Source organism: Opitutus sp. sgz309028, assembly GCF_059821195.1.
Window position 1 is genome coordinate 551,534 of record NZ_JCAMRR010000003.1, and the last position, 19,380, is coordinate 570,913.

21 protein-coding genes are annotated in these 19,380 nt (G+C 66.2%); all 21 read right to left on the minus strand.

The features are described from left to right. Positions 1–204: 204 nt before the first annotated feature. The gene (locus AC6RV7_RS13985) at positions 205–546 is read right to left on the minus strand and encodes a cation:proton antiporter (protein ID WP_500094624.1); all 342 of its coding nucleotides are present in this window, start codon (positions 544–546) and stop codon (positions 205–207) included. Next, entirely contained in the window at positions 543–851 is a 309-nt protein-coding gene (locus tag AC6RV7_RS13990) for an MrpF/PhaF family protein (protein ID WP_500094625.1), read from the minus strand. The genes AC6RV7_RS13985 and AC6RV7_RS13990 overlap by 4 nt, the downstream gene beginning before the upstream one ends. Next, a complete protein-coding gene (locus AC6RV7_RS13995) occupies positions 848–1,324 on the minus strand; it encodes a Na+/H+ antiporter subunit E (protein WP_500094626.1) in 477 nt (158 codons plus the stop codon). Before AC6RV7_RS13995 ends, AC6RV7_RS13990 begins: the two co-directional genes overlap by 4 nt. Next, positions 1,321–2,805: a complex I subunit 5 family protein gene (locus tag AC6RV7_RS14000; RefSeq protein WP_500094627.1), complete on the minus strand. Its 1,485-nt coding sequence runs from the start codon at positions 2,803–2,805 to the stop codon at positions 1,321–1,323. Before AC6RV7_RS14000 ends, AC6RV7_RS13995 begins: the two co-directional genes overlap by 4 nt. Then, complete coding sequence (locus AC6RV7_RS14005; protein ID WP_500094628.1) at positions 2,802–3,158, minus strand: sodium:proton antiporter; 357 nt, start codon at positions 3,156–3,158, stop codon at positions 2,802–2,804. Before AC6RV7_RS14005 ends, AC6RV7_RS14000 begins: the two co-directional genes overlap by 4 nt. Positions 3,159–3,169: 11 nt before the next feature. Next, on the minus strand, positions 3,170–3,712 hold the full coding sequence (locus AC6RV7_RS14010) for an MnhB domain-containing protein (protein WP_500094629.1): 543 nt from the start codon (positions 3,710–3,712) through the stop codon (positions 3,170–3,172). Next, on the minus strand, positions 3,709–6,117 hold the full coding sequence (gene mbhE / locus AC6RV7_RS14015; protein ID WP_500094630.1) for a hydrogen gas-evolving membrane-bound hydrogenase subunit E: 2,409 nt from the start codon (positions 6,115–6,117) through the stop codon (positions 3,709–3,711). The genes AC6RV7_RS14010 and mbhE overlap by 4 nt, the downstream gene beginning before the upstream one ends. 119 nt (positions 6,118–6,236) lie before the next feature. Further along, positions 6,237–6,383 (minus strand): hypothetical protein, encoded by a 147-nt coding sequence (locus tag AC6RV7_RS14020; RefSeq protein ID WP_500094631.1) that lies wholly within the window; start codon positions 6,381–6,383, stop codon positions 6,237–6,239. 125 nt (positions 6,384–6,508) lie between these two features. Continuing rightward, positions 6,509–6,781: a cytochrome C oxidase subunit IV family protein gene (locus AC6RV7_RS14025; protein WP_500094632.1), complete on the minus strand. Its 273-nt coding sequence runs from the start codon at positions 6,779–6,781 to the stop codon at positions 6,509–6,511. A gap of 4 nt (positions 6,782–6,785) precedes the next feature. Beyond that, the gene (locus tag AC6RV7_RS14030) at positions 6,786–7,436 is read right to left on the minus strand and encodes a cytochrome c oxidase subunit 3 family protein (protein WP_500094633.1); all 651 of its coding nucleotides are present in this window, start codon (positions 7,434–7,436) and stop codon (positions 6,786–6,788) included. Between the two features lie 12 nt (positions 7,437–7,448). Beyond that, a complete protein-coding gene (locus AC6RV7_RS14035; protein WP_500094634.1) occupies positions 7,449–9,086 on the minus strand; it encodes a cytochrome c oxidase subunit I in 1,638 nt (545 codons plus the stop codon). Beyond that, positions 9,083–10,063, minus strand: a complete 981-nt coding sequence (gene coxB, locus AC6RV7_RS14040; RefSeq protein WP_500094635.1) for a cytochrome c oxidase subunit II — start codon at positions 10,061–10,063, stop codon at positions 9,083–9,085. The genes AC6RV7_RS14035 and coxB overlap by 4 nt, the downstream gene beginning before the upstream one ends. Then, complete coding sequence (locus AC6RV7_RS14045; RefSeq protein ID WP_500094636.1) at positions 10,060–10,914, minus strand: SCO family protein; 855 nt, start codon at positions 10,912–10,914, stop codon at positions 10,060–10,062. The genes coxB and AC6RV7_RS14045 overlap by 4 nt, the downstream gene beginning before the upstream one ends. Beyond that, a complete protein-coding gene (locus tag AC6RV7_RS14050; protein ID WP_500094637.1) occupies positions 10,901–11,278 on the minus strand; it encodes a hypothetical protein in 378 nt (125 codons plus the stop codon). Before AC6RV7_RS14050 ends, AC6RV7_RS14045 begins: the two co-directional genes overlap by 14 nt. After that, the gene (locus AC6RV7_RS14055; protein WP_500094638.1) at positions 11,275–12,363 is read right to left on the minus strand and encodes a hypothetical protein; all 1,089 of its coding nucleotides are present in this window, start codon (positions 12,361–12,363) and stop codon (positions 11,275–11,277) included. The genes AC6RV7_RS14050 and AC6RV7_RS14055 overlap by 4 nt, the downstream gene beginning before the upstream one ends. Further along, entirely contained in the window at positions 12,360–12,929 is a 570-nt protein-coding gene (locus AC6RV7_RS14060) for a c-type cytochrome (protein WP_500094639.1), read from the minus strand. Before AC6RV7_RS14060 ends, AC6RV7_RS14055 begins: the two co-directional genes overlap by 4 nt. Continuing rightward, a complete protein-coding gene (locus tag AC6RV7_RS14065; protein ID WP_500094640.1) occupies positions 12,926–13,453 on the minus strand; it encodes a DUF3341 domain-containing protein in 528 nt (175 codons plus the stop codon). Before AC6RV7_RS14065 ends, AC6RV7_RS14060 begins: the two co-directional genes overlap by 4 nt. Next, on the minus strand, positions 13,450–14,820 hold the full coding sequence (gene nrfD, locus AC6RV7_RS14070) for an NrfD/PsrC family molybdoenzyme membrane anchor subunit (protein ID WP_500094641.1): 1,371 nt from the start codon (positions 14,818–14,820) through the stop codon (positions 13,450–13,452). Before nrfD ends, AC6RV7_RS14065 begins: the two co-directional genes overlap by 4 nt. Further along, positions 14,817–17,765: a TAT-variant-translocated molybdopterin oxidoreductase gene (locus AC6RV7_RS14075; RefSeq protein WP_500094642.1), complete on the minus strand. Its 2,949-nt coding sequence runs from the start codon at positions 17,763–17,765 to the stop codon at positions 14,817–14,819. Before AC6RV7_RS14075 ends, nrfD begins: the two co-directional genes overlap by 4 nt. A gap of 28 nt (positions 17,766–17,793) precedes the next feature. Continuing rightward, positions 17,794–18,483: a cytochrome c3 family protein gene (locus AC6RV7_RS14080; protein WP_500094643.1), complete on the minus strand. Its 690-nt coding sequence runs from the start codon at positions 18,481–18,483 to the stop codon at positions 17,794–17,796. A 183-nt stretch (positions 18,484–18,666) separates the two neighbouring features. Then, positions 18,667–19,134 (minus strand): MgtC/SapB family protein, encoded by a 468-nt coding sequence (locus AC6RV7_RS14085; protein WP_500094644.1) that lies wholly within the window; start codon positions 19,132–19,134, stop codon positions 18,667–18,669. Positions 19,135–19,380 lie beyond the last annotated feature (246 nt).

Here is a 19,380-nt window from a genome sequence, read left to right on the forward strand (position 1 = left end):
CCACGCCGCGTCGGAGGTGACGCACCCCAGCGCGGGCCACGGCGTAATCTAGCCATGACGCCGTGAGCGCGCAGACGAGGTCGCGAAAAGATCGCCCTACCGATGCATGGGGCCGTGGGCGTGAGCGAAGACCCGAATCGGGCCGAGGGCGTCTCCGCTGAGGCGCGTTCCTAACCGCTGTGCCGGGTCCTGGCGATGGAATGGTCAGTGCGAGTGTTTCTCCGCTTGTTTTTCGAAACCGGGTTCGCCGAAAGCGGGAAGCCGGTTGCGGCGAGCCTGGAGGGCCAGCAGGTGGGAGGAAACGGGGATGGTGAGGAGCTGAAAGGCAATGGCAGCGATCACCTTGAAGCCGGCCGCCTCGGTCCCGAGGTCGCCCCAAAGTGCCAGCATGAGCAGCGTGAACCCGCAGGTTGAACCGACGCCGAGGGCGTGCGAACGGCAGTAGACATCCGGCATTCGGAGAAATCCGATCAGCGAGAGCAGAATCACCGCCGCGCCGCCGATCGCCAGCGCGGTGGTAAGCCAGGTGGCGAGGGAGTCGTTCATGTTCGTGAAGGCTGACGTTGACGGCGACGGCGAACCGAGGCCGGTGGCCGGGCGCGATCGAGATAATAGGCGAAAGCGACCGTGCTGAAAAAACCGAGCGACGAAACGATCAGGATCAACTCCAGGAACACGGTGGTGTGCCACGCGAGCGAGAGCAGCGCCACGACGCCGGCGGCGCAGACCACCAGTGCGTCGAAGGCCATGATGCGATCGTAGATGGTGGGGCCACGCGCCACTCGCACCAGGGCGAGGAGCATCGCGGCCACCAGCAGCACCAGAGGGAGGGTAAGGGCGGCGTAGGTCATCGGGTGAAAGCGAGGAGGGCGCGGCGGAGCCCGTGGTCGAGCGACGCGCGGGAGGCGTCGGGATCGGCGCCGTCGAGGAAATGAATGGTGAACTCGGCGGCCCGCGGATCGAGGTCGATCACCACCGATCCCGGCGTGAGCGTGATCGCGTGGGCAAGAAGAAGGCGCTCGAAACGGGTGAGGTTCGCGACGTCGTAGACCAGGAGCTTTGGTTGCAGCCGATCGCGCGGCGTCAACAGGCACAGCTGCAGCGTGCGCGCGGTGGAGCGCGCGTAGTCGCGCAGCAACACGCCGAGAAAACCCAACACCGCCAGACTGCGCCGCACGTAAGGACCGCTGTCGATCACCGGTTGGAACAGCGCGAGCAACCCGAAGCCGATCAGATAGCCGGCGAGAAATCGCGAGGTGCTGAGCGAACCGGCCAGCAACATCCAAAGGAGCGCGACCGCGAGATTGAGCAGCAGCGGTTTCATGGCGTTGCCCCCCTTCTTCCGAAAGCGATGTAGTCGGAACGATCGAGGACGAACGTCGCCGCCTGCGTCGCGAGTCGAAGCGGAAGTTCGGGCTGCAATCCCACCCAGAGCGAAAGCAGCGTGAAACCGCCGGCAACGGCAGCGACTCGTTTCCATCGTCCATCGTCGCGCCGCAGCACGGTGTCGGCGCGCTCGCGCCAGAAGGCCCGATTCCAGATATCGATCGCGATGACCATCGTGAGCAGCGACGTCAGCAGCGCGACGACCACGAGCGTCGTTGCCCCCCGCTCGAGACCGCGCACGAGGATCATGTATTTCCCCCAGAATCCGCTGAACGGCGGCATGCCCGCTAGGGACATCGCCTGGAGCAGAAACAGAACGCCCAGAGCGGGCGCCGCGCGCCAGAGGTTCGCGCAACGCGAGAGGCGATCCGTGCCCGCGAGCAGGATGAGAGCGCCGTTGATCATGAAAAGCGCCGCCATCGCGAGCACGTGATGAATGAGATAGTAGATCGCGGCGGTGAAGGCGTAGGTGCCGGCAAAGCCCACCGCCATCACGATGAACCCGACCTGCGTCAGCAGCAGCGCGAGGATGCCGCGCACGTAGTCGCGGGCCAGCGCGCCGAGCACGCCGACGATCAAGGTGGCGCCAGCGATCCAAAGCAGCGCCGTCTGCACGACCGGATCGGCCGGCAGCACGGTGCCGTACACGCGGATGAGGGCGTAGATGCCGACCTTGGTGAGCAGCGCGGCATACAACGCGCCGAGCGGCGATGGCAGCGTCGGATAGCTGTTCGGCAGCCAGTAGTGCAACGGAAACAGTCCCGCCTTCAGCCCGAACACGACGAGCAGCAGCAACGCGAGCGCCGTGAGGCGAGGATCGCCCGCGAGCGAGTTCGCGCGCTCCGCCAGCGCCGCAAAATTCAGCGTGCCGAAAAGTCCGTAGGCGAGGGCGGCGGCGACCAGAAACAGCGCGCTGCCGAACTGATTCATCGCGAGATACGGAAACGCGTGCTTCACTTCCCAGTCGTCGGCTTCGAGGGTGAGCAGCGCGGTCGAGCCGACGAGCACGACCTCGAACGCGACGAAAAGATTGAAGAGATCCGCGGTGACGAACGCCAGGTTGGTGCCCGCCACGAGCAGCAGCAGGAGCGGAAGGCGCAGCGGATGTTCGAAACGCACGGACTGCTCGGCGAAGCCCAGGACGACGCAGGCACAGGTCGTGACGGCGCTCAACGCCAGCATTAGGGCCGAGAGCGGGTCGACCACGAGGGCGATGCCGAAAGCCGGCGACCAGCCTCCCGCCACCGTGAGCACCGGTCCGTCGCGGGTGATGTGTCCCACCAGCCAGACGGCAAATGCGAGCTGGAGCAGCGTGCTGAAGCCGGCGACGAGCCGGCGCGCGGTGCCGGGGCGCCGCCAGAACACCAGCGCGATGCCGGTCAGCGCCGGCGCCATCACAGGAATCGCAGCGATCATCATGACCGTTCCGGCTTCGGCCCGCGGGGGCGGAATGTCCGGTCCACGCGGGTGGTGCGCTCGTCCAGGAAAATTCGATACATGAGCACGACGAGGTAGCTGTTGACGCCGAGCCCGATCACGATCGCCGTCAGGATGAGTGCCTGCGGCAGCGGATCGACCATCGGGCCGCCGGCTCCCCCGACGATGGGCGAGCCTTTCCCATCCGGCGCCCCCGACATGGCGAGGACTGCGATGTTGGCTGCCTGCCCAAGGAGGACGAACCCGAACAGGATCCGCACGAAACTGCGTTGGAGAAACAGGTAGCAGGCGAAGCCGAACAGAAGGCCGGCGAGCAAAGCGGTTTCGAGAGGCATGGCGGATCGGTTCAGCGTTGGACGGGTTTGCCGTTGCGCCGCGGGAAGCGGCGGGCGGACTCGATCGGTTCTTCCTTGTTCGCAGCGTAGTGGCGGACCTCGTCGGGCGAAAAGGCGCCGAGCCGCGCGACGGAGCGGGCGAGGACGGTGAGCAGCTTGGTGACCGTTCCCACCACCAGCAGGTAGACGCCGATGTCGAACACGAGCGTCGTGCTCACCGCGATCTCGCCGACGAGCGGGAGGTTACTGAACGTAAACTCGTGGTGCTGTAGAACCGCTTCGCCGAAGAGCAGCGGCACCGTCGCCGTCCCGAAGGCGAGCGCCACGCCGCCGGCCGCGATTCGCATGGGATCGAAGCGGACGAAGCGCTGCAGTGCCTCGACGCCGTCCGCGAGTCCGAGCAGAATCAAGGTGAGCGCCGTGCCGGCACCGGCGATGAAGCCGCCGCCCGGAGCGTTGTGACCGCGCAGCAGCAGATGCAGCGCGAAAACGTTGACCGCGAAGAACAGCAGCGCGGCCACGGGCGTGAAGAGAAACGAACGCAGCGGCGTCACAGGCCCTCCTCCTTCTCCACGTCATCGATGCCGAGTCCGCCCGGGGCGCTCGCGCCGGCCGCATACTCTTCACGGCTCCGGCGATACCGCATGAAAAGGCCGAGCGCGCCGAGCGCCGCCAGCAGCAGCACGACGATTTCGAACAGCGTGTCGAAACCGCGAAAGTCGACCAGGATCGTGTTCACGGCGTTGCGTCCATGCGCGAGCGATTCGGTGTTGCTCAGGTAAAACTCGCCGACCGGTTGGGGATGCGGCCGGGCCGCGGTGACGTAAACGAGGGCGGCTACGCTCAGCCCGACGGCGGTGGAAAGCGCGATATTGAAGGCTTGCCGCCCCACCGGCGGCGGATCCTGACGTTCGCCGAGTTCCGTGGCGTGCGAAAATCGCACCAACAAGAGCAGGACGAGGATCAATGTCACGGAGTCGATCAGGATCTGGGTCATCGCCAGATCCGGCGCGCGGAACAGCACATAGTAGAACGTGAGGAGAAAGCCGACGATCGAAAGCGCGATCAGCTGGCCGCTCCAGCGTCTGAGCCGCACCACCAGGAAAAGCGCGACGGCCACCAGGCCGATCACCAGCGAACGCAGGAGCCCCGGCCACGGCGCCCCCGCGAGCGCTTCCGCATTCAAGCCGATCGTGTCCGATTTTGCGGCCAGCCAGCCGCCGGACAGGAGCACGAACGTCAGCGCGGTGATCGGGAGGTAGGCCCCGGGCTGATCGGTGCGGATCGCGGCGGTGAAACGCCGCGCCGCTTCGCGCAGCGTGTCGAGCAGGTGGTCGAAATGGCGCTCGAGGCGCAACCGGCGCGGGATACTGAAACGCCAGCGGCAGATCTGTCCGAGCGCGAACAACGCCCCGCCCGCCGCCGTTGCCCCGATGACCAGCAGCGCCTCGGGCGGAGCCCCGGGCCAGAACGACAGCGGCGCCGGATCCGGCGCGTGAAGACCGGTCACGAGCAGCGGATCGAGCAGGAGACTGAGTCCCGTCGGCCAGATCCCGAGAATCACGCAGCCCAGGGCGAGCAGAAGCGCCGGGGCCTGGAGCGCCGGACCCGGAGTATGAAACGGCGCCTGCGCGAGGTGACCGCGCGGCGAGGCAAAGAAGACCGACCAGACGATGCGGAGGGCGAGCGCGAGGTTCACCGCCGTCATCGCGGTCAACGCGATCGGGGGGCCGTAGCGCCACCACGCGCCGTCATCAGAGTGTGAATACGCCATCTCGAAGGTCGAGAGCACGCTGGGCCAGCCGATCGTGCCGGGAAGTCCGGCCAGCGCTCCGGCCGTGGCGATCGTCGCGATCCCGAGCCAGGGCAACCGCCGCCAAAGTCCGCCGAGCCGGCGCAGATCGCGGATGCCGGTCGCATGATCGATCACGCCGGCAATCATGAAGAGTCCGGCCTTGTAGAGCACGTGGTCGGCCAGGTGGGCAAAATCGTGGCGAACACCTCCGTCCTCGAGTCCGTAGGTCCCGAGAAAAAGTCCGAGCTGGCTGATCGTGGCGTAAGCCAGCAGCGCTTTGAGGTCGTGCGACAGCAGCGCCGCCAGCGCCCCGAAGAGCATCGTGAAGAAGCCGACGCCGACGAGCACCGGCGTCCAGGTTTCCAGGGAATTGAAAAGTGGATACAGCCGGGCGGTGAGAAACACGCCGAGTTGCACCATGGTCGCCGAGTGCAGGTAGGTGCTGACCGGCGTCGGTGCGACCATGGCGCGCGGCAGCCAGAAATGAAACGGAAACTGGGCCGATTTGCCGAAGATCCCGACCGCGATAAGCAGGAACGCGGCGTTCATTGGCCCGGCTGGAAGGGACGAGGCGTCGAGGACGAGGAGCTCCGCAAGACGCAGGGTGCCCGTCTGGGTCGCGAGCAGCGCCACGCCGGCGAGCAGCGCGAGGCCCGTGCCCCCGGTGACGAGCAAGGCCGCGCGGGCGGCGGCGCGCGAAGCGCGGTCCGCGTGTTCGAAGCCGATGAGCAGAAACGACGCCAGCCCGGTGAGTTCCCAGAAGACCACCAGCAGCAGCAGATTCTCCGAAAAGACGGTGCCGAGCATCGCGCCCATGAAGAACAGCAGGTAACCGAAGAATTCCGCGCGCCGCCGTCCGGTGGCCTCCAAGTAGTAAAGCGCATAAAAGAAAACCAACGCGCCGATTCCCGTGACCACCAAGCCGAAGAAGAGCGAGAGCCCGTCGACCAGGAAAGACGCCTCGACGCCGAGCGACGGCACCCACGCGAACGTCACGACCTCAGAACGAAACGGCTCCGCGGATGCGGCGGCGAGGCCCATCAGCCCGGTGGAAACGAGTGCCGTGCCCAGCGCGATCCAGCCGCTGGCGCGGCCGAGGCGGCCGCTGACGGCAACCAGGGGCGCGGCCAGGAGCGGCAGAAGGATGGCGACGACAACAAGCATGGGCGCAACGTCCGGCCACGCGTCACGTCACGCTTCCGGCGCAGCGTCGTCGACCCGCGTCGGACGTTTTCGTTCGCAGGTTTCGTCCGACGCGCCGCCTTCTTTCCGCGCTCTGCCGCTCAGCCGCGGCGCGAGAACCACCAGAGCGCGCCATACGCAATCGCGTAGAAGACGGCGACGCCGATGACGATCCCGAGGTTCACCTTGGTGGTGCGACGTCCGAAATCGACCTCAGGCACGCCGGAACTTTCCTTGTCGATGGCCATAGGAGACCAAGTCTATTCACCGCTCTCCCTCGTTCCATGGGGCGGCAGATTGAAGCCTTTATCAAGGGCGACAGTATGAAAGGCATCGGCGGCAGGCCCGATCTCCCGCTCGTGACCATCGGCACTCATCCGTCGCGCGTGAGGTAATCGGCGAACGTGAGCAACCCGGCGATCCCCAGCCATACGAAACCCGCCAGTGCGAAAATTCGCACCAGCCCGCGCTGGTAACGCAGTTGCATGAAATACAGGAAGACGATCGCCGTCTTCGCGAGGGCGATGGCGAGCGACACCGACAACGTCCACGGCCCCGGCGGCAGCCACGTCGCCGCCGCCGTGAGCGCGAGCAGGAGCATCAACACGCCGTAGGACCGGAACAAGGTGGAGCGGGTCGCGCGCATGGTGTCACCGGTGAGCGATGAGGTAGAGGAGCGGGTAGAGAAAAATCCACACGCAGTCCACGAAGTGCCAATAGAGCCCGACCATTTCGACGGCGCCGTGACGCTGTGCGGTGACGCGGCCGCGGAGGTCGAGCCACAACACCCAGGCGATCGCCCCGAGGCCGAAGAACATGTGCACCGCGTGCAGTCCCGTCAGGGCGAAGTAGAGAAAGATGAACAACTGGATCTGCGGCGCCCAGTGCGTCGGCTCGTCGTAGCGGAAGTTCAGGCCGGGCACGAGGTGCTCGACGTATTTCGAATGATACTCGTGAAACTTCAGGGCCAGAAACAACGCGCCGAGAAGCCAAGCGGCGATCAAGCATCCGCGCAGCGTCGCGTGGCGGCCGGCTTTGATGGCGTGATCGCCCAGCGCCACGAACAGACTGCTCGTCAACAGCAGGGCCGTATTGATCGTGCCGATCCAGAAGTCGAGGTGCCGGCTGCCTTCGGCGAAGGCCTCCGGGTAGGCGTAACGATAAACGGAATACGCCATGAACAACCCGCCGAAGAACAGAATTTCCGTGGCGAGGAACGTCCACAAACCGAGGTGATTCGCGACGGAGCGTTGCTCGGCATCGCGGAACGGGGAGAGCTCGGAATCGGCGGCGGTGCTCACGGTCGGAAAAAATCAATCGGTTGGTTTGCCGCGGTGGTATGCCTCGGTGGTTACGACGGGCGTGCGCTCGAAGTTGTGCTGCGGCGCGGGTGACGGCGTTCGCCATTCGAGTCCCGTCGCGCCCCATGGATTCGGCCCCGCGCGGCGGCCGAAAAAGAACGACCAGCCGAGATACACCAGCGGGAGGATATAACCGACGGCGAGGATGCTGGCACCGGCTGACGAGAGGACGTTCAGTGTCTGGAACTCCGGCGGATACACGTGATAGCGCCGCGGCATGCCGAGGTAGCCGAGCACGAATTGCGGGAAGAACGTGAGGTTGAAACCGAAGAACGTGATCAACGCCGTGATCCGCGCCGTCCATTCGTGATACATGCGGCCGGAGATCTTGGGCCACCAGTAATGGATGCCGCCCATGTAGGCCATGACCATGCCGCCGACCATGATGTAGTGGAAATGCGCGATCACGAAATACGTGTCGTGCACGTGCACGTCGATCGGCAGCGTGGCGAGAAACAGCCCCGTGAGCCCGCCGACCGTGAACAGTCCGCCGAAGCCGAGCGCATAAAGCATCGGCGTTTCAAAGGAGATCGAGCCGCGGTAAAGCGTCGCGGTCCAGTTGAACACCTTGATCGCCGACGGCACCGCGACGAGGAAGCTGAGCAGCGAAAACACCACGCCCGCGTAAACGGACTGGCTGCTCACGAACATGTGATGGCCCCACACTAGGAAGCCGAGCACCGCGATCGCCAGGCTGGAGAGCGCGACGATCCGGTAGCCGAAAACGCGGCGGCGAGCGAACGCCGCGATCGTCTCGCTGACCACGCCCATGCCGGGCAGGATCATGATGTAGACCGCCGGGTGAGAGTAGAACCAGAAGAGGTGTTGAAACAGCAGCGGATCGCCCCCGAGCTTAGGATCGAACACGCCGACGCCGGCCAGGCGCTCCAGTGCGACGAGCAGCAGCGTGATCGCGAGCACCGGCGTCGCCAGCACGAGAATCAGGCTGGTGGCGTAGAGCGACCACACGAACAGCGGCAGCCGGAACCAGGTCAGGCCTGGCGCGCGCAGCTTGTGGATGGTGACGATGAAATTGAGCCCTGTCGCGATGGAGGAGAATCCCGTGACGAATACGCCGACCGCCATCAGCATGACATGACCGTTCGCGTAAGTGCTGCTGTAGGGCGTGTAGAAGGTCCAGCCGGTGTCGACGCCGCCGAAGAGGATCGCGTAGAGCACCAGCGCGCCGCCGGCCATGAAGATATACCAACTCGCGAGATTAAGCCGGGGAAACGCGAGATCCCGCGCGCCGATCATCAACGGCAGGATGAAATTGCCGAGCACGTTGGGGATCGAAGGTATCAGGAAAAACCATACCATCAGCACGCCGTGCAGCGTGAACAACCGGTTGTAGAGATCCGAGGTCACCACGTCTCCCTGCGGCGTGAGCAGATCCCAGCGCATCAGCCCGGCCGCGCCGGCGGCGATCCAGAAGAACGCCGTGATCGAGGCCAGGTAGAGCAGGCCGATGCGCTTGTGATCGAGCGTGCCGAGCCACGAGCGCACCGTGTGGCCGGCCGCCAGATAATCGGGCATCGAGGGGCCGCGTGGCGCGGACGAGGGAGCGGGCGGCGATGCGAGGGAGCTCATGGGGCCAGGCCGGGCGAGGCGGGTGGATTTGCCGCGCCAAGGGATTTGAGATACGCGATCAGTTCCAGCAAGTCGCCCTCCGGAATCACGCCTTGGAACGACGGCATGAGGTTGGGATAACCTGCGACGATCTGCCGGCCTGGGATCAGGATCGAATCGCGGAGATAGGCCTCGTCCACGTGCACGAACTCGCCGTTCGCCATTGGCTGGAGGCGGCCATAAATCCCCTCGAGCAGCGGCGCGTGGACCTGCGAGCCCGGGGAATGACAGCCGGCGCAGCCGTAGCGGACGAAAAGCTCGCGGCCACGTATCGGAAGATTGGAGACCTGATTGCCGCGTTCCAGCCAGGCCGCGTAGTCCTCCGGCGCCAGGGCGACCACCTGGCCGGTCATCCCGGAGTGCTCGGTGCCGCAATACTCCGCGCAGAAAAGGTGATAGGTGCCCGGCCGGGTGGCTTCGAACCAGGCGCTGACAACCTTGCCGGGCACGGCATCCTGCTTCACGCGAAAAGCCGGCACGAAGAAACTGTGGATCACGTCCTCCGACGAAAGCAGCACGCGCACGGGCGTGCCGACCGGCACGTGCAGTTCGTCGAATTCGCGGCGGCCGTTCGGGTGGCGAACGTCCCACATCCACTGCCGGCCGATGACGCGAATCTCATAAGCGCCGACCGGCGGTCGCGTTTGGTCGAGGTAAAGCCAGGCGCCCCAGAAAAAGAAGCCGAGGAAGATCGCGAGGGTCACTGCGATCCATCCGATCTCCAGCTTGATCTGGCTGAACGGCAGCGGTCCGCGCGGCGCCGGCGATCCGCGGCGATAACGAATCAGGAGCGTGAGGTTGAGGACGACGAGGATCAGCACCAGCAGGGCGCTGGTGGCGAGCAACGCGTAGAACAGCGCGTCGACCCGCGGAGCGAGCGTGCTCGCGTCGGGCAGGCCGCCGGACAGCAATGCGAACGCCAGACGATCGCCGCTCATGACGCTTTCCTCCGGCGCGGGCCATCCCGCCGTTCCTGCCACAACATCCAGCCGACGCCGCCGCCGAGCCCCAGCACCGTCAGGGCCACGCTCGCGCCGAGCACGCGCCAGATCAGCTCGCCATAGCGTCCGCTGATTCCCTCGCCTCGAAAGCAGAGCAACACCAGATCGTAAACGCTTTCGCCGGTTTTGCCGGCCGCGGCGCGGCGGAGCGCGGCCGCGACGTCGCTCGCGGCGAAATCGACGCCGAGAAAGTAGCGCGAAATCGTGCCGTCCGGCGTCGCGATGAGAAAGCCGCTCGCGTGCGCATACTGGCGCGACACCGGATCGTAGCGGAAATGAAACCCCACCGCATCGGTCAGCGTGCGAATCGCCGGTTCGGAACCGATGAGGTAATGCCAGCCCTCCGCGGCACCGCTCCGGCCGTAGAGGCGCACCGCGCTCGACTCGGCCGTTTGCGCGTCGGCAACCGTTTCCGCCGGATCGATGCTGACATTGATCACGTCGAACTCGCGTCCGACGCCCGGCTCGAGATGCCGGAGCACGTCGACCGTCGCATCGGACACGACCGAACACAGCTGTGGGCAACGGGTATAACCGAAATAGAGCACAACCGGCCGTTCTCGGAAATACGCCGCCAATGGGCGGGCGGTGCCGTCGGTGCCGCGCAGCGCGAGCTCCAGCGGCAGACGTTTCCCGATTCGTTGTTCGAACCGGACGCCCGGCGCCCCGGTTTGCTCGTCCGCTGACGACCACGGAGCGATTAGGATCGCGACGAGTGCCACCGCTGCGAACGCCCACCGGCCGGCCCGCGGCCGGGCTGCCCGGACCCCAAAGTCAGCGCGCTTCATCGCGACCTCCTTGGGTTTGGCCCGCTTCATCGACGAGCCGCTGCATGGCGATGTCGATCGGGATGCGCACAACGCCGTGGGGCCGATCGATCCAGCCGTAGGTCTGGAGGTGGCGTCGCGTTTCGTCGTCGAGGCGCTGCCAGTCGGCGGCGATGTCCGTGGTGGTGCCTGCACCGTTCCGGAACGACGTCTGGCGCCCGCTTTCCCGCGGTCCGGCGCCATGGTGCCAGCGATAAACGCCCCATGCCAGGGCGAGGCAACCGAGGAGCCCCGCGCCCAATCCGCCGGCCACGAGCAGCAGCCGGCGCGACGACGCATCGCGCGGTTCGTAATCGGGAGCGGGCAGCAGCGTATCCGGATTCATGATGCGACGCGCTCCGCCCGGCGGGCCAACGCCAGGTAGCGGTTGAGAAACAGGCCGACGGCTCCGAGGCTCAGCGCAATCGCGAGCGCGCCAGCGAGCGGCGACCAGGGCGCAAACGCGGGCAGGATCAACCAGGCATGAAACAGCCATTGCGCCGCCAGCAGCGTCAAAGCGGCGCCGCCAAGGCCGGCCGGCCAGCGTTTGAAGCGACGGGACAGGAGAAACAGGAACGGCAGCGCAAAATGGAACAGGCCGAGCGCAACGATGACTCCCAGCCAGCCGCCTTCGGTTCGTCGCAGATACCAGCCAATCTCGCGCGGCAGATTGCCCGCCCAGATGATCAGAAACTGGGCGAACGCGACGTAGGTCCACACCATCGCGGCGGCGAGGAGCAGGTTGCCCCAGTCGAGTCCGAGCGCGCGGCCGTTGTGGCCAGCAGCGCCCGGAACGGCTCCCGCGAAAAGCGCGCCGACGATGGCGAGCGCGAGGCCCGCGACTGCCACCCCGGTCATCCACACGAGGGGAAATGCGGTCGAATGCCACTCCGGGTCCAGCACCCTGAGCCAGTCGTCGGCGAGCAGGTGGAGCAGGAACAACAACGCGAGCAATCCCGCGGGAGCGACCCACCGCCGCGAAACCCGATCGCCGGCGGCGCGACGCCGTTGCACCGAGCGCACCAAGCCACCGAGCGCGAAGAAGACCAAACCATAAACGATCGCGCGCACGAGATAGAACCCCTCGCTGGTGTAGAGATGCAGTTCCTCCGGTGGCTGCGGCAGGGCACGTCCGGGAAAGAGCAGCAGGGGAAGGGTGATCAGCCAGATCCAGGGCAGGAGCGCCACGCCCGCGTTGAAGAAAGGCGTCAACGCGGTGCCCCATTGCCCGCCGGTAAGCCGGTGGATCAGCAGGAAAAGAAGCGAGCCGAGCGCCGGCGCGAGGCAGACAAACGCCGCCAGCCGCCAGGCAGCCGCGAGGAGGGACGGCGCGAGCCACGCGAGCACGCCGGCCACCACGAGTGCGAACGCGCCGATCCAGAGAGCGAACCGCTCGACGCGCGCCAACCGCCTGGAGATTTCGACGCTCATGGCTCCGCGAGTTTGCGCCGCTCCACCTCCGGGAGATCGGCGAGGGTGGCGTATTGGCTGCGCTGCAAGGCCCGGATGTAACCGGCAATGGCCCAGCGATCGGCCACCGCCACGCGGTCCGCATACGAATACATCACGCCGTAGCCGTGGGTGATGACGTCGAAGAAATGTCCGACCGGGGCGTCACGCAGGCGCGGCTCGTGATACGAGGGCGGCGCTGGAAGGCCGCGGCGAACGACGATGCCCTTTCCATAACCATCTTCGCCGTGACAGGGGGCGCAGTAGGCGTTGAAGCGGGCGTGGCCACGAGCGAGGAGCTCGGGCGTCAACGGTATCGGAAATTCTGAGACCAGCCGGCCCTCCCGCGCGCCGGTCGTGAGCACGTCGCCCACCGGAGGCGCTCCGTGCGGGACCGTGTGCGCGGGTGGCCGTTGGGCGGCGCTCCCGTTGGCGAAGTGGGCGGTGTCCTCGTAAGCACGAAGATTAGGCTGCCGCTTCATGTTGTCGCAGCCGGCGAGCACCGACGCCAGTGCCGCGAGGAGAAAAGGAGTGCGAGGCGGAATCATCCGAGCACCTCCGTGACATATTCAGGCGACGCCTCGGCGAGAAACGCATGCGTGCGCGCCGGGTGGAATCGCGGGTCGTCGTCGCGAATCAGCAGAAACAGCCGATCCTGGCTCGCGCGTTCGAAGCCCGGCACCTCGAAGACCGGATGATGCAGCCGCGGCAACCGGCACAACCAGCCCAGCGCCAGCACGCCGACGATCGCCGCCGCCAGCACCCCCAGTTCGAAGGTCACCGGCACGAAGGCCGGCCAGCTGTGCAACGGGCGTCCACCGACGTTCACCGGATAGTCGTGCGTGGCCCAATACTGCAGCGCGTAAGCTCCCGTCGAGCCGGCGCCGCCGGCGATCAGCATGATCCAGCCGATCGGCGTTGTGGCGCGGGGCAGCAGTTCGTCGAGCCCTTCGACCGGAAAGGGCGTGAAGGCTTCAATCCGGGTGTAGCCGGCGACGCGGGCGCGCCGCAGCGCCGCCAGAAACGCGTCCGGCGCTTCGAAGCACGCGACGATTCCCCGCGATCCGCTCATGAAGCCTTCTCCCTTTCCTCGGCCACGAGCTTGCGCATCTCGGTCATTGAGATCGCCGGCAAGTAGCGAACGAACAGGAACAGCAGCGCGCCGAACAGGCCCAGGGTGCCGGCGAAGGTCGCCCAGTCCCAGAAGGTCGGGATATACATGCCCCACGACGACGGCAGGAAATCGCGGTGCAGACTCGTGATGACGATGATGAAGCGTTCCAGCCACATCCCGACGTTCACCACCAGGGCAACCACCCATAGCACGAGCGCGCTGCGCCGCAGGGAGCGCCACCACAACAGTTGTGGTGCGAGGAGGTTGCAGGCCAGCAGCAGCCAGAACCAGGGCGCGTAGGGCCCCGTCGCGCGGTTGACCGCCATGGAGCGTTCCAGGAGATCGCCGCTGCGCCACGCCTCGAAAAATTCGGCGAAATAGCCGTAAAGCACGATCCATCCCGTGGCCATCAGCACCTTCGCCATCAGCTCGAGATGCCGGTCGGTGATGTAGTTTTTAAGTCCATACACGCGTCGCAGCGGCACGACGAGGGTTATGACCATCGCAAAACCGGAAAAGATCGCGCCTGCGACGAAGTAGGGCGGGAAGATCGTCGAGTGCCAGCCGGGCAGGATCGCGATGGCGAAGTCGAGGCCGACGATGCTGTGCACCGAAACGACGAGCGGCGTCGCGAGTCCGGCCAGCAGAAGGTAGAGCTTTTCGTAATGGATCCAGTGGCGGGCGTCGCCGCGCCAGCCAAGGCTCAACAGTCCGTAGAGCCGCCGTTTCGCCAGCGTGGGCGCGCGGTCGCGCAAGGTCGCGAGATCGGGGATGAGGCCGACATACCAGAACAGCAGCGAGACCGTGCCGTAGGTGGTGACGGCAAAGATGTCCCACACCAGCGGACTCCGGAACTGGGGCCACAGTCCCATTGTGTCGGGATAAGGCAGCAGCCAGTAGAAGAACTGCGGCCGGCCGAGATGGAGCAGCGGGAACAGTCCCGCGCAGGCGACCGCAAAGAGCGTCATCGCTTCCGTGAAGCGATTGATCGAGGTCCGCCAATGCTGGTGCAGCAACAGCAGGATCGCGGAAATGAAGGTGCCCGCGTGACCGATGCCGATCCACCAGACGAAGTTCACGATCGCGAATCCCCACGCGACGGGAATGTTCACCCCCCAGATGCCGACGCCGTGCAACAGCAGCCAGCCGATCGCAGCGACAAGGAGCATCACCAGAAGAAACGCGCCCCCGAAACCCAGCCACCAGAACTTAGCGTGAGGATGCTCCAGCGGAATCGCGCTGACCGTCCGCGTGATGGTCGCGAGACTTTCGTCGGGTCCGACGATCGGTTCGCGGGTCGGAGGCTGGGGCGCGACGCGGCTCATGGGCGGCCCTCCGCTGTCGGGGCGGGCACGGAAGCCGACGCCGCGGTGCCCGCATCGTCCTCCGCGAGAACCTTGGCGAGATAGGTTGTTCGCGGCCGGGTGTTTTGTTCCTCCAGCAAACTGTAGTCGACCGGTTCGCGCTTGCGACGGCTGACGAGACTTTCCGGATCGTTGAGGTCGCCAAAGACGATCGCGTCAACCGGGCACGCCTGCTGACAGGCGGTTTTGATTTCGCCGTCGCGAATCCGGCGGTTCTCCTTTTCGGCGGCGATCCGGCCGGCATTGATGCGCTGCACGCAATAGGTGCACTTTTCCATCACTCCGCGTTCGCGGACGGACACCTCGGGGTTTTCCTGCAGATGGAGCGGCGATTTCGCGGGGGCGCGATAGTCGAGAAAGTTGAAACGCCGGACCTTGTAGGGGCAGTTGTTGGAGCAGTAGCGCGTGCCGACGCAGCGGTTGTAGATCATGTCGTTCAGGCCTTCGCTGCTGTGCACCGTCGCGGCCACGGGACACACGACTTCGCACGGCGCGTTCTCGCAGTGCATGCACGGCACAGGCTGCGGCAGCATCCGCGGGTTCGCCGGATCGCCGGAGAAATAGCGATCGACCCGCAGCCAGTGCATCTCGCGTCCGCGCGCGACCTGGTCCTTGCCGACGGAGGGAATGTTGTTTTCCGCCTGACACGCCACGACGCAGGCCTTGCAGCCCAGACAGGTGCCGAGATCGATCGACATGCCCCAGGCGTAGCGCCCGCGGGGCCACGGCGGGTAGATCGACGCCAGTGGACGGCGCGCCGTGGCCAACTCGTCTGGCGTGACCTGGCGAACCAGGTTCCGGTGCTCCATCGCAAAGTGCTGCTGGGTGGTCACCAGCGGGTAGCGTGCATCGAGTTTCCGGATACGGACGCCGGTTCGCTGCCAGAGCGCATCGCGGCGGCGCAGCGGGTAGGCATCGAAGCCGCGGGCGTTGCCCAGCGCGCCGGCGCGGCGACGGCCGTAGCCGAGCGAGAGCGCGACGCAGTCCGACGCAACGGCGGGAACCACCTGGATCGCAACCGTGGCGCTCGAACCGGCGTCGCCCGGCATCGCCAGCTCGACCAGATCTCCATCGTTGACCCCGTGCTGGCGGGCGAAGGCGGGGCTGACCCACAGTGCGTTGTCCCACACGAGCTGCGTGATCGCGTGGGGCAGCTCCTGCAGCCACGGGTGGTTGGCGAAACGGCCGTCGAGCAGTTTCGCGTCCGGGCGGAGGATGAGCGTGAGCGACATGGACTCGTCGGTCGCAGAAGAGAGCACGGGCACCTCGAGCTCGGGCGCCGGCACGGGCGCGTGAGCGCTGTCGGCCACGACTCCGCGATTGAGCCAGTCCGACCAGCGTGCCTCGAAGTCGCCTTCGCCCGCCCTCTCGGCCCACGCGGCGCGCACGAGATCGAAGCTGCGAGCTCCAAGCGGATCGCTCACGAGCCGCAGGATTTCGAGCACGGACCGGGACGGCGCCAGCGCCTCGATCAGCGGTTGTTGGATCGTGACGGTGCCGTCGAAGGACCGCAGGTCGCCCCAGCTTTCGAGAAAATGGCTTTCGGGCACGTGCCAGACGCAGTGCTCCGCCGTTTCGTCGTAATGCGATCCGAGATGCAGTGTGAACGGGACCGCGCGCAACCGTGGGCCGAGCTCGCAGTCTGCCGGCGCGGTGTAGACGGGATTGACGCCGAGAATCAGCAGGGTGTCGACCGTGCCGTCGCCGAGAGCCGTTTGCAGCTCCGCCAGTCCGCCGTGCGACCGCGAATCGTCGTCGGAGCGAGCCGCCGGCAGAAAACGAACGAGCTCCGGCCCGACGCCAAGCCGGGCATTCATCGCGAACGCCCATTGTTGCACGTCGGCGTCCTGCTCCGGACCCGCAATGCAGACGCCGCGACCCGGATGTGCGCGCAGATCGCGCACGATCGCGTCGACAAACGCCGCTTCGTTCGTAGGCAGCGCCTCGTGGCCGAAATCGCTTTCTGTCGCGGCGCTCATGCGCCGAGCGATTGCGTTCAACACGGCCCGCAGGCGCGCCGGGGACGCGGGCAGGCGGAAATCGGCGAGCGCCGTCGTGACGCTTGGGGCGGCGTCGATCGCGTAGAAACGGTGACGGTTCACGCGTCCGTCGACCACGCGCCGTCGCGACGAGAACGCGCGGGCGTAACGCAGCGCTGCCGGATGCCGGTAAAGAAAATCGCTGCCGAGCGAGAGAATGACGTCTGCCTCGGCGAGATCATAATCCGCCTGCACGCCGGCAAAGTCGTAGCGCGCAAGAGGTGAGTGTTGAAACCAGCGCGCCTCCGGAAATGTGTCCAACAACCGGTGGAGTTCACGACGTTCGGTGGGCGATGTGGTGGGTTCGGTGAGCACGACCAGACCGCGCCCGTGCGAATCGGCCAGGCGCAGCTGGCGCTGCCGCCATTCGGACTGAAAGGTTTCCCAGGATTGGATCTGCCCATGGCGACGCAGGGCGCGGGAGCGGTCGGGATCGTAAACGCCCAGCACGGCGGCCTGCGTCATCGCATCCGCGGCGCCGAGGCTGTCGGGGTGGTCGGGATTTCCTTCGATCTTGGTTGGTCGTCCGAGGTGCGATTCGACCAGCACGCCACGGGCGAACCCCTCCAGCGGCATGGCCGATGCGAAATAGATCGATTCCGGCGCGGCCGTTTCGGGGGGACGGACATAAGGGACGATCTTCGTTGCGCGCTGTCCGCAGCCGGCGAGCCCGGCGAGGGCCAGCGATCCACCGAGAAGCTTGAGAAAATCGCGGCGATTGAAATCCGCCGGCCACAGCGAGGCGCCCTCCGGAAATTCGTCGGTGCGATTGCAGGCTTCAGCACTGGACGGCGCTTCGAATTCGGCGAGGCTGCGCCACAAGTCGCGCGCTGGACGCGGAGAGAACGAAGGCGCCGGAGGGGTCATGGCGGCGAAAGCGGCGAGGGGACCGACATCAGCGATGACAGGTCGAGCAGTTCGTCAGGTGCTCGCGGTGAACGCCGTAAGTGGCCAGCAGTGCGGCGGCCTCTGCCGGCGAGCGCCGCGCAGGCGGCGGGTGCGGAGAAAAAAGTTCCTCGCGCGGCTGCAGCCGGGGTCCCGGGTCGCGGTGGCAATCGACGCACCAGCGCATTGTCAGCGGCTGGGTCTTGGCCATGAGGGCGAGATTGCCGACGTCGCCATGGCAGGTGGTGCAGCCGACGCCTTTCGCGAGATGAATGCTGTGGTTGAAATAAACATGGTCGGGCAACGCGGTGACCCGAGTCCACGCCAGCGGCTGGTCGGAGGCGCCACTGGCGACCACCGGCTGCAGCATCGCCGTGCCGGTGAAGATCTGCGAGTGGCAGGCAAGGCAGGTGTGCGTCGACGGCATCCCGGCGAACGCGGACGATTCGACCGTGCTGTGACAATTCCGGCAATCGAGGCGCAGCTCGCCGGCATGGTGCCGATGGCTGAACAGCACCGGCTGGCCGGGTGCGAAACCGATGCGATTCCAGTAAGGCGAATGGTAATATTGCCAGGTTGCATAGCCGGCACTCGCCAGCCCGAGCCCACCCGCGACGAGCGAGACGCGGAAAACCGTCGTCGCTCGCGGCGAGAACGGCGGACGACGAGGCGGAGAAGGGCGTTTGGGCGGCGTGTCCATGAACGGAACGGGGATATCCGCCACGCGCGCAGCGGTGAGAAGGACGGTGCGGAGATTTTTAGCTTAACGTTGCGCACGAAGGCCCGCCATGGGGAGCGTGCCCAACGAGGCATGCAGGATTGTCCGCCCGCACACTTCGGCGAAATCGCAGAGACTGCCGCGATCGCCCGGCGCGGCGGCCGTTCAGGACGTTTTCCGGTCGGAATCCGATTTGCGCGCCTTCGCGTCGAGCCAGGCGAACGCGTGAAGGATCACGAAGACCAGCAGCGTCGAGCCGACGGCGAGAACGTAGCGTCCGAGCCCCGCGGCCATGCCGACCCCGGCCGTCGGCCACAGTGAAGCGGCGGTCGTCAACCCCTGCACCGACTGGTTGCGCCGCGCGAAGAAGATCGAGCCTGCGCCGAGAAAGCTCACCCCCGCCACGACGGCCTCGACCAGCCGCGTCGGGTCGAAGCGCAGGAGTTCGCCGAAAGATTGGAACTCGAGGACGAGGAGTTGGCCGAGCCCCACGAACATCGCGGCGCCCGCGCCGACGAGCATGTGCGTGCGCAGCCCGGCCGCCTTGCCGACGGTCTCGCGCTCCCACCCGAGAATGCCGGTCAGCACGATCGCGACGACGACCCGCAGCAAAATCTCCGCTTCCTGTTTCATCGCGCTATCGTGGTTTCGTGACGCGACAAGTTCCGCCGGGGACCGCCCGCGGGAACCCGCCCGTCAACACCTTCCATCGGACGGCGGCGCGACGCGCGACCGCGAAGCGGCGGAGCGGCCCGCCGAATCTCGAGTGCGCCGAAGTTTTTTGAAACAAATCCGCGCGCGGCGAGTCGCATTGATTCACATTATATATAGCGTTGTAAGCTTTTCCGACGCGCTATAAAAATGTGATAAAGCCCCGGG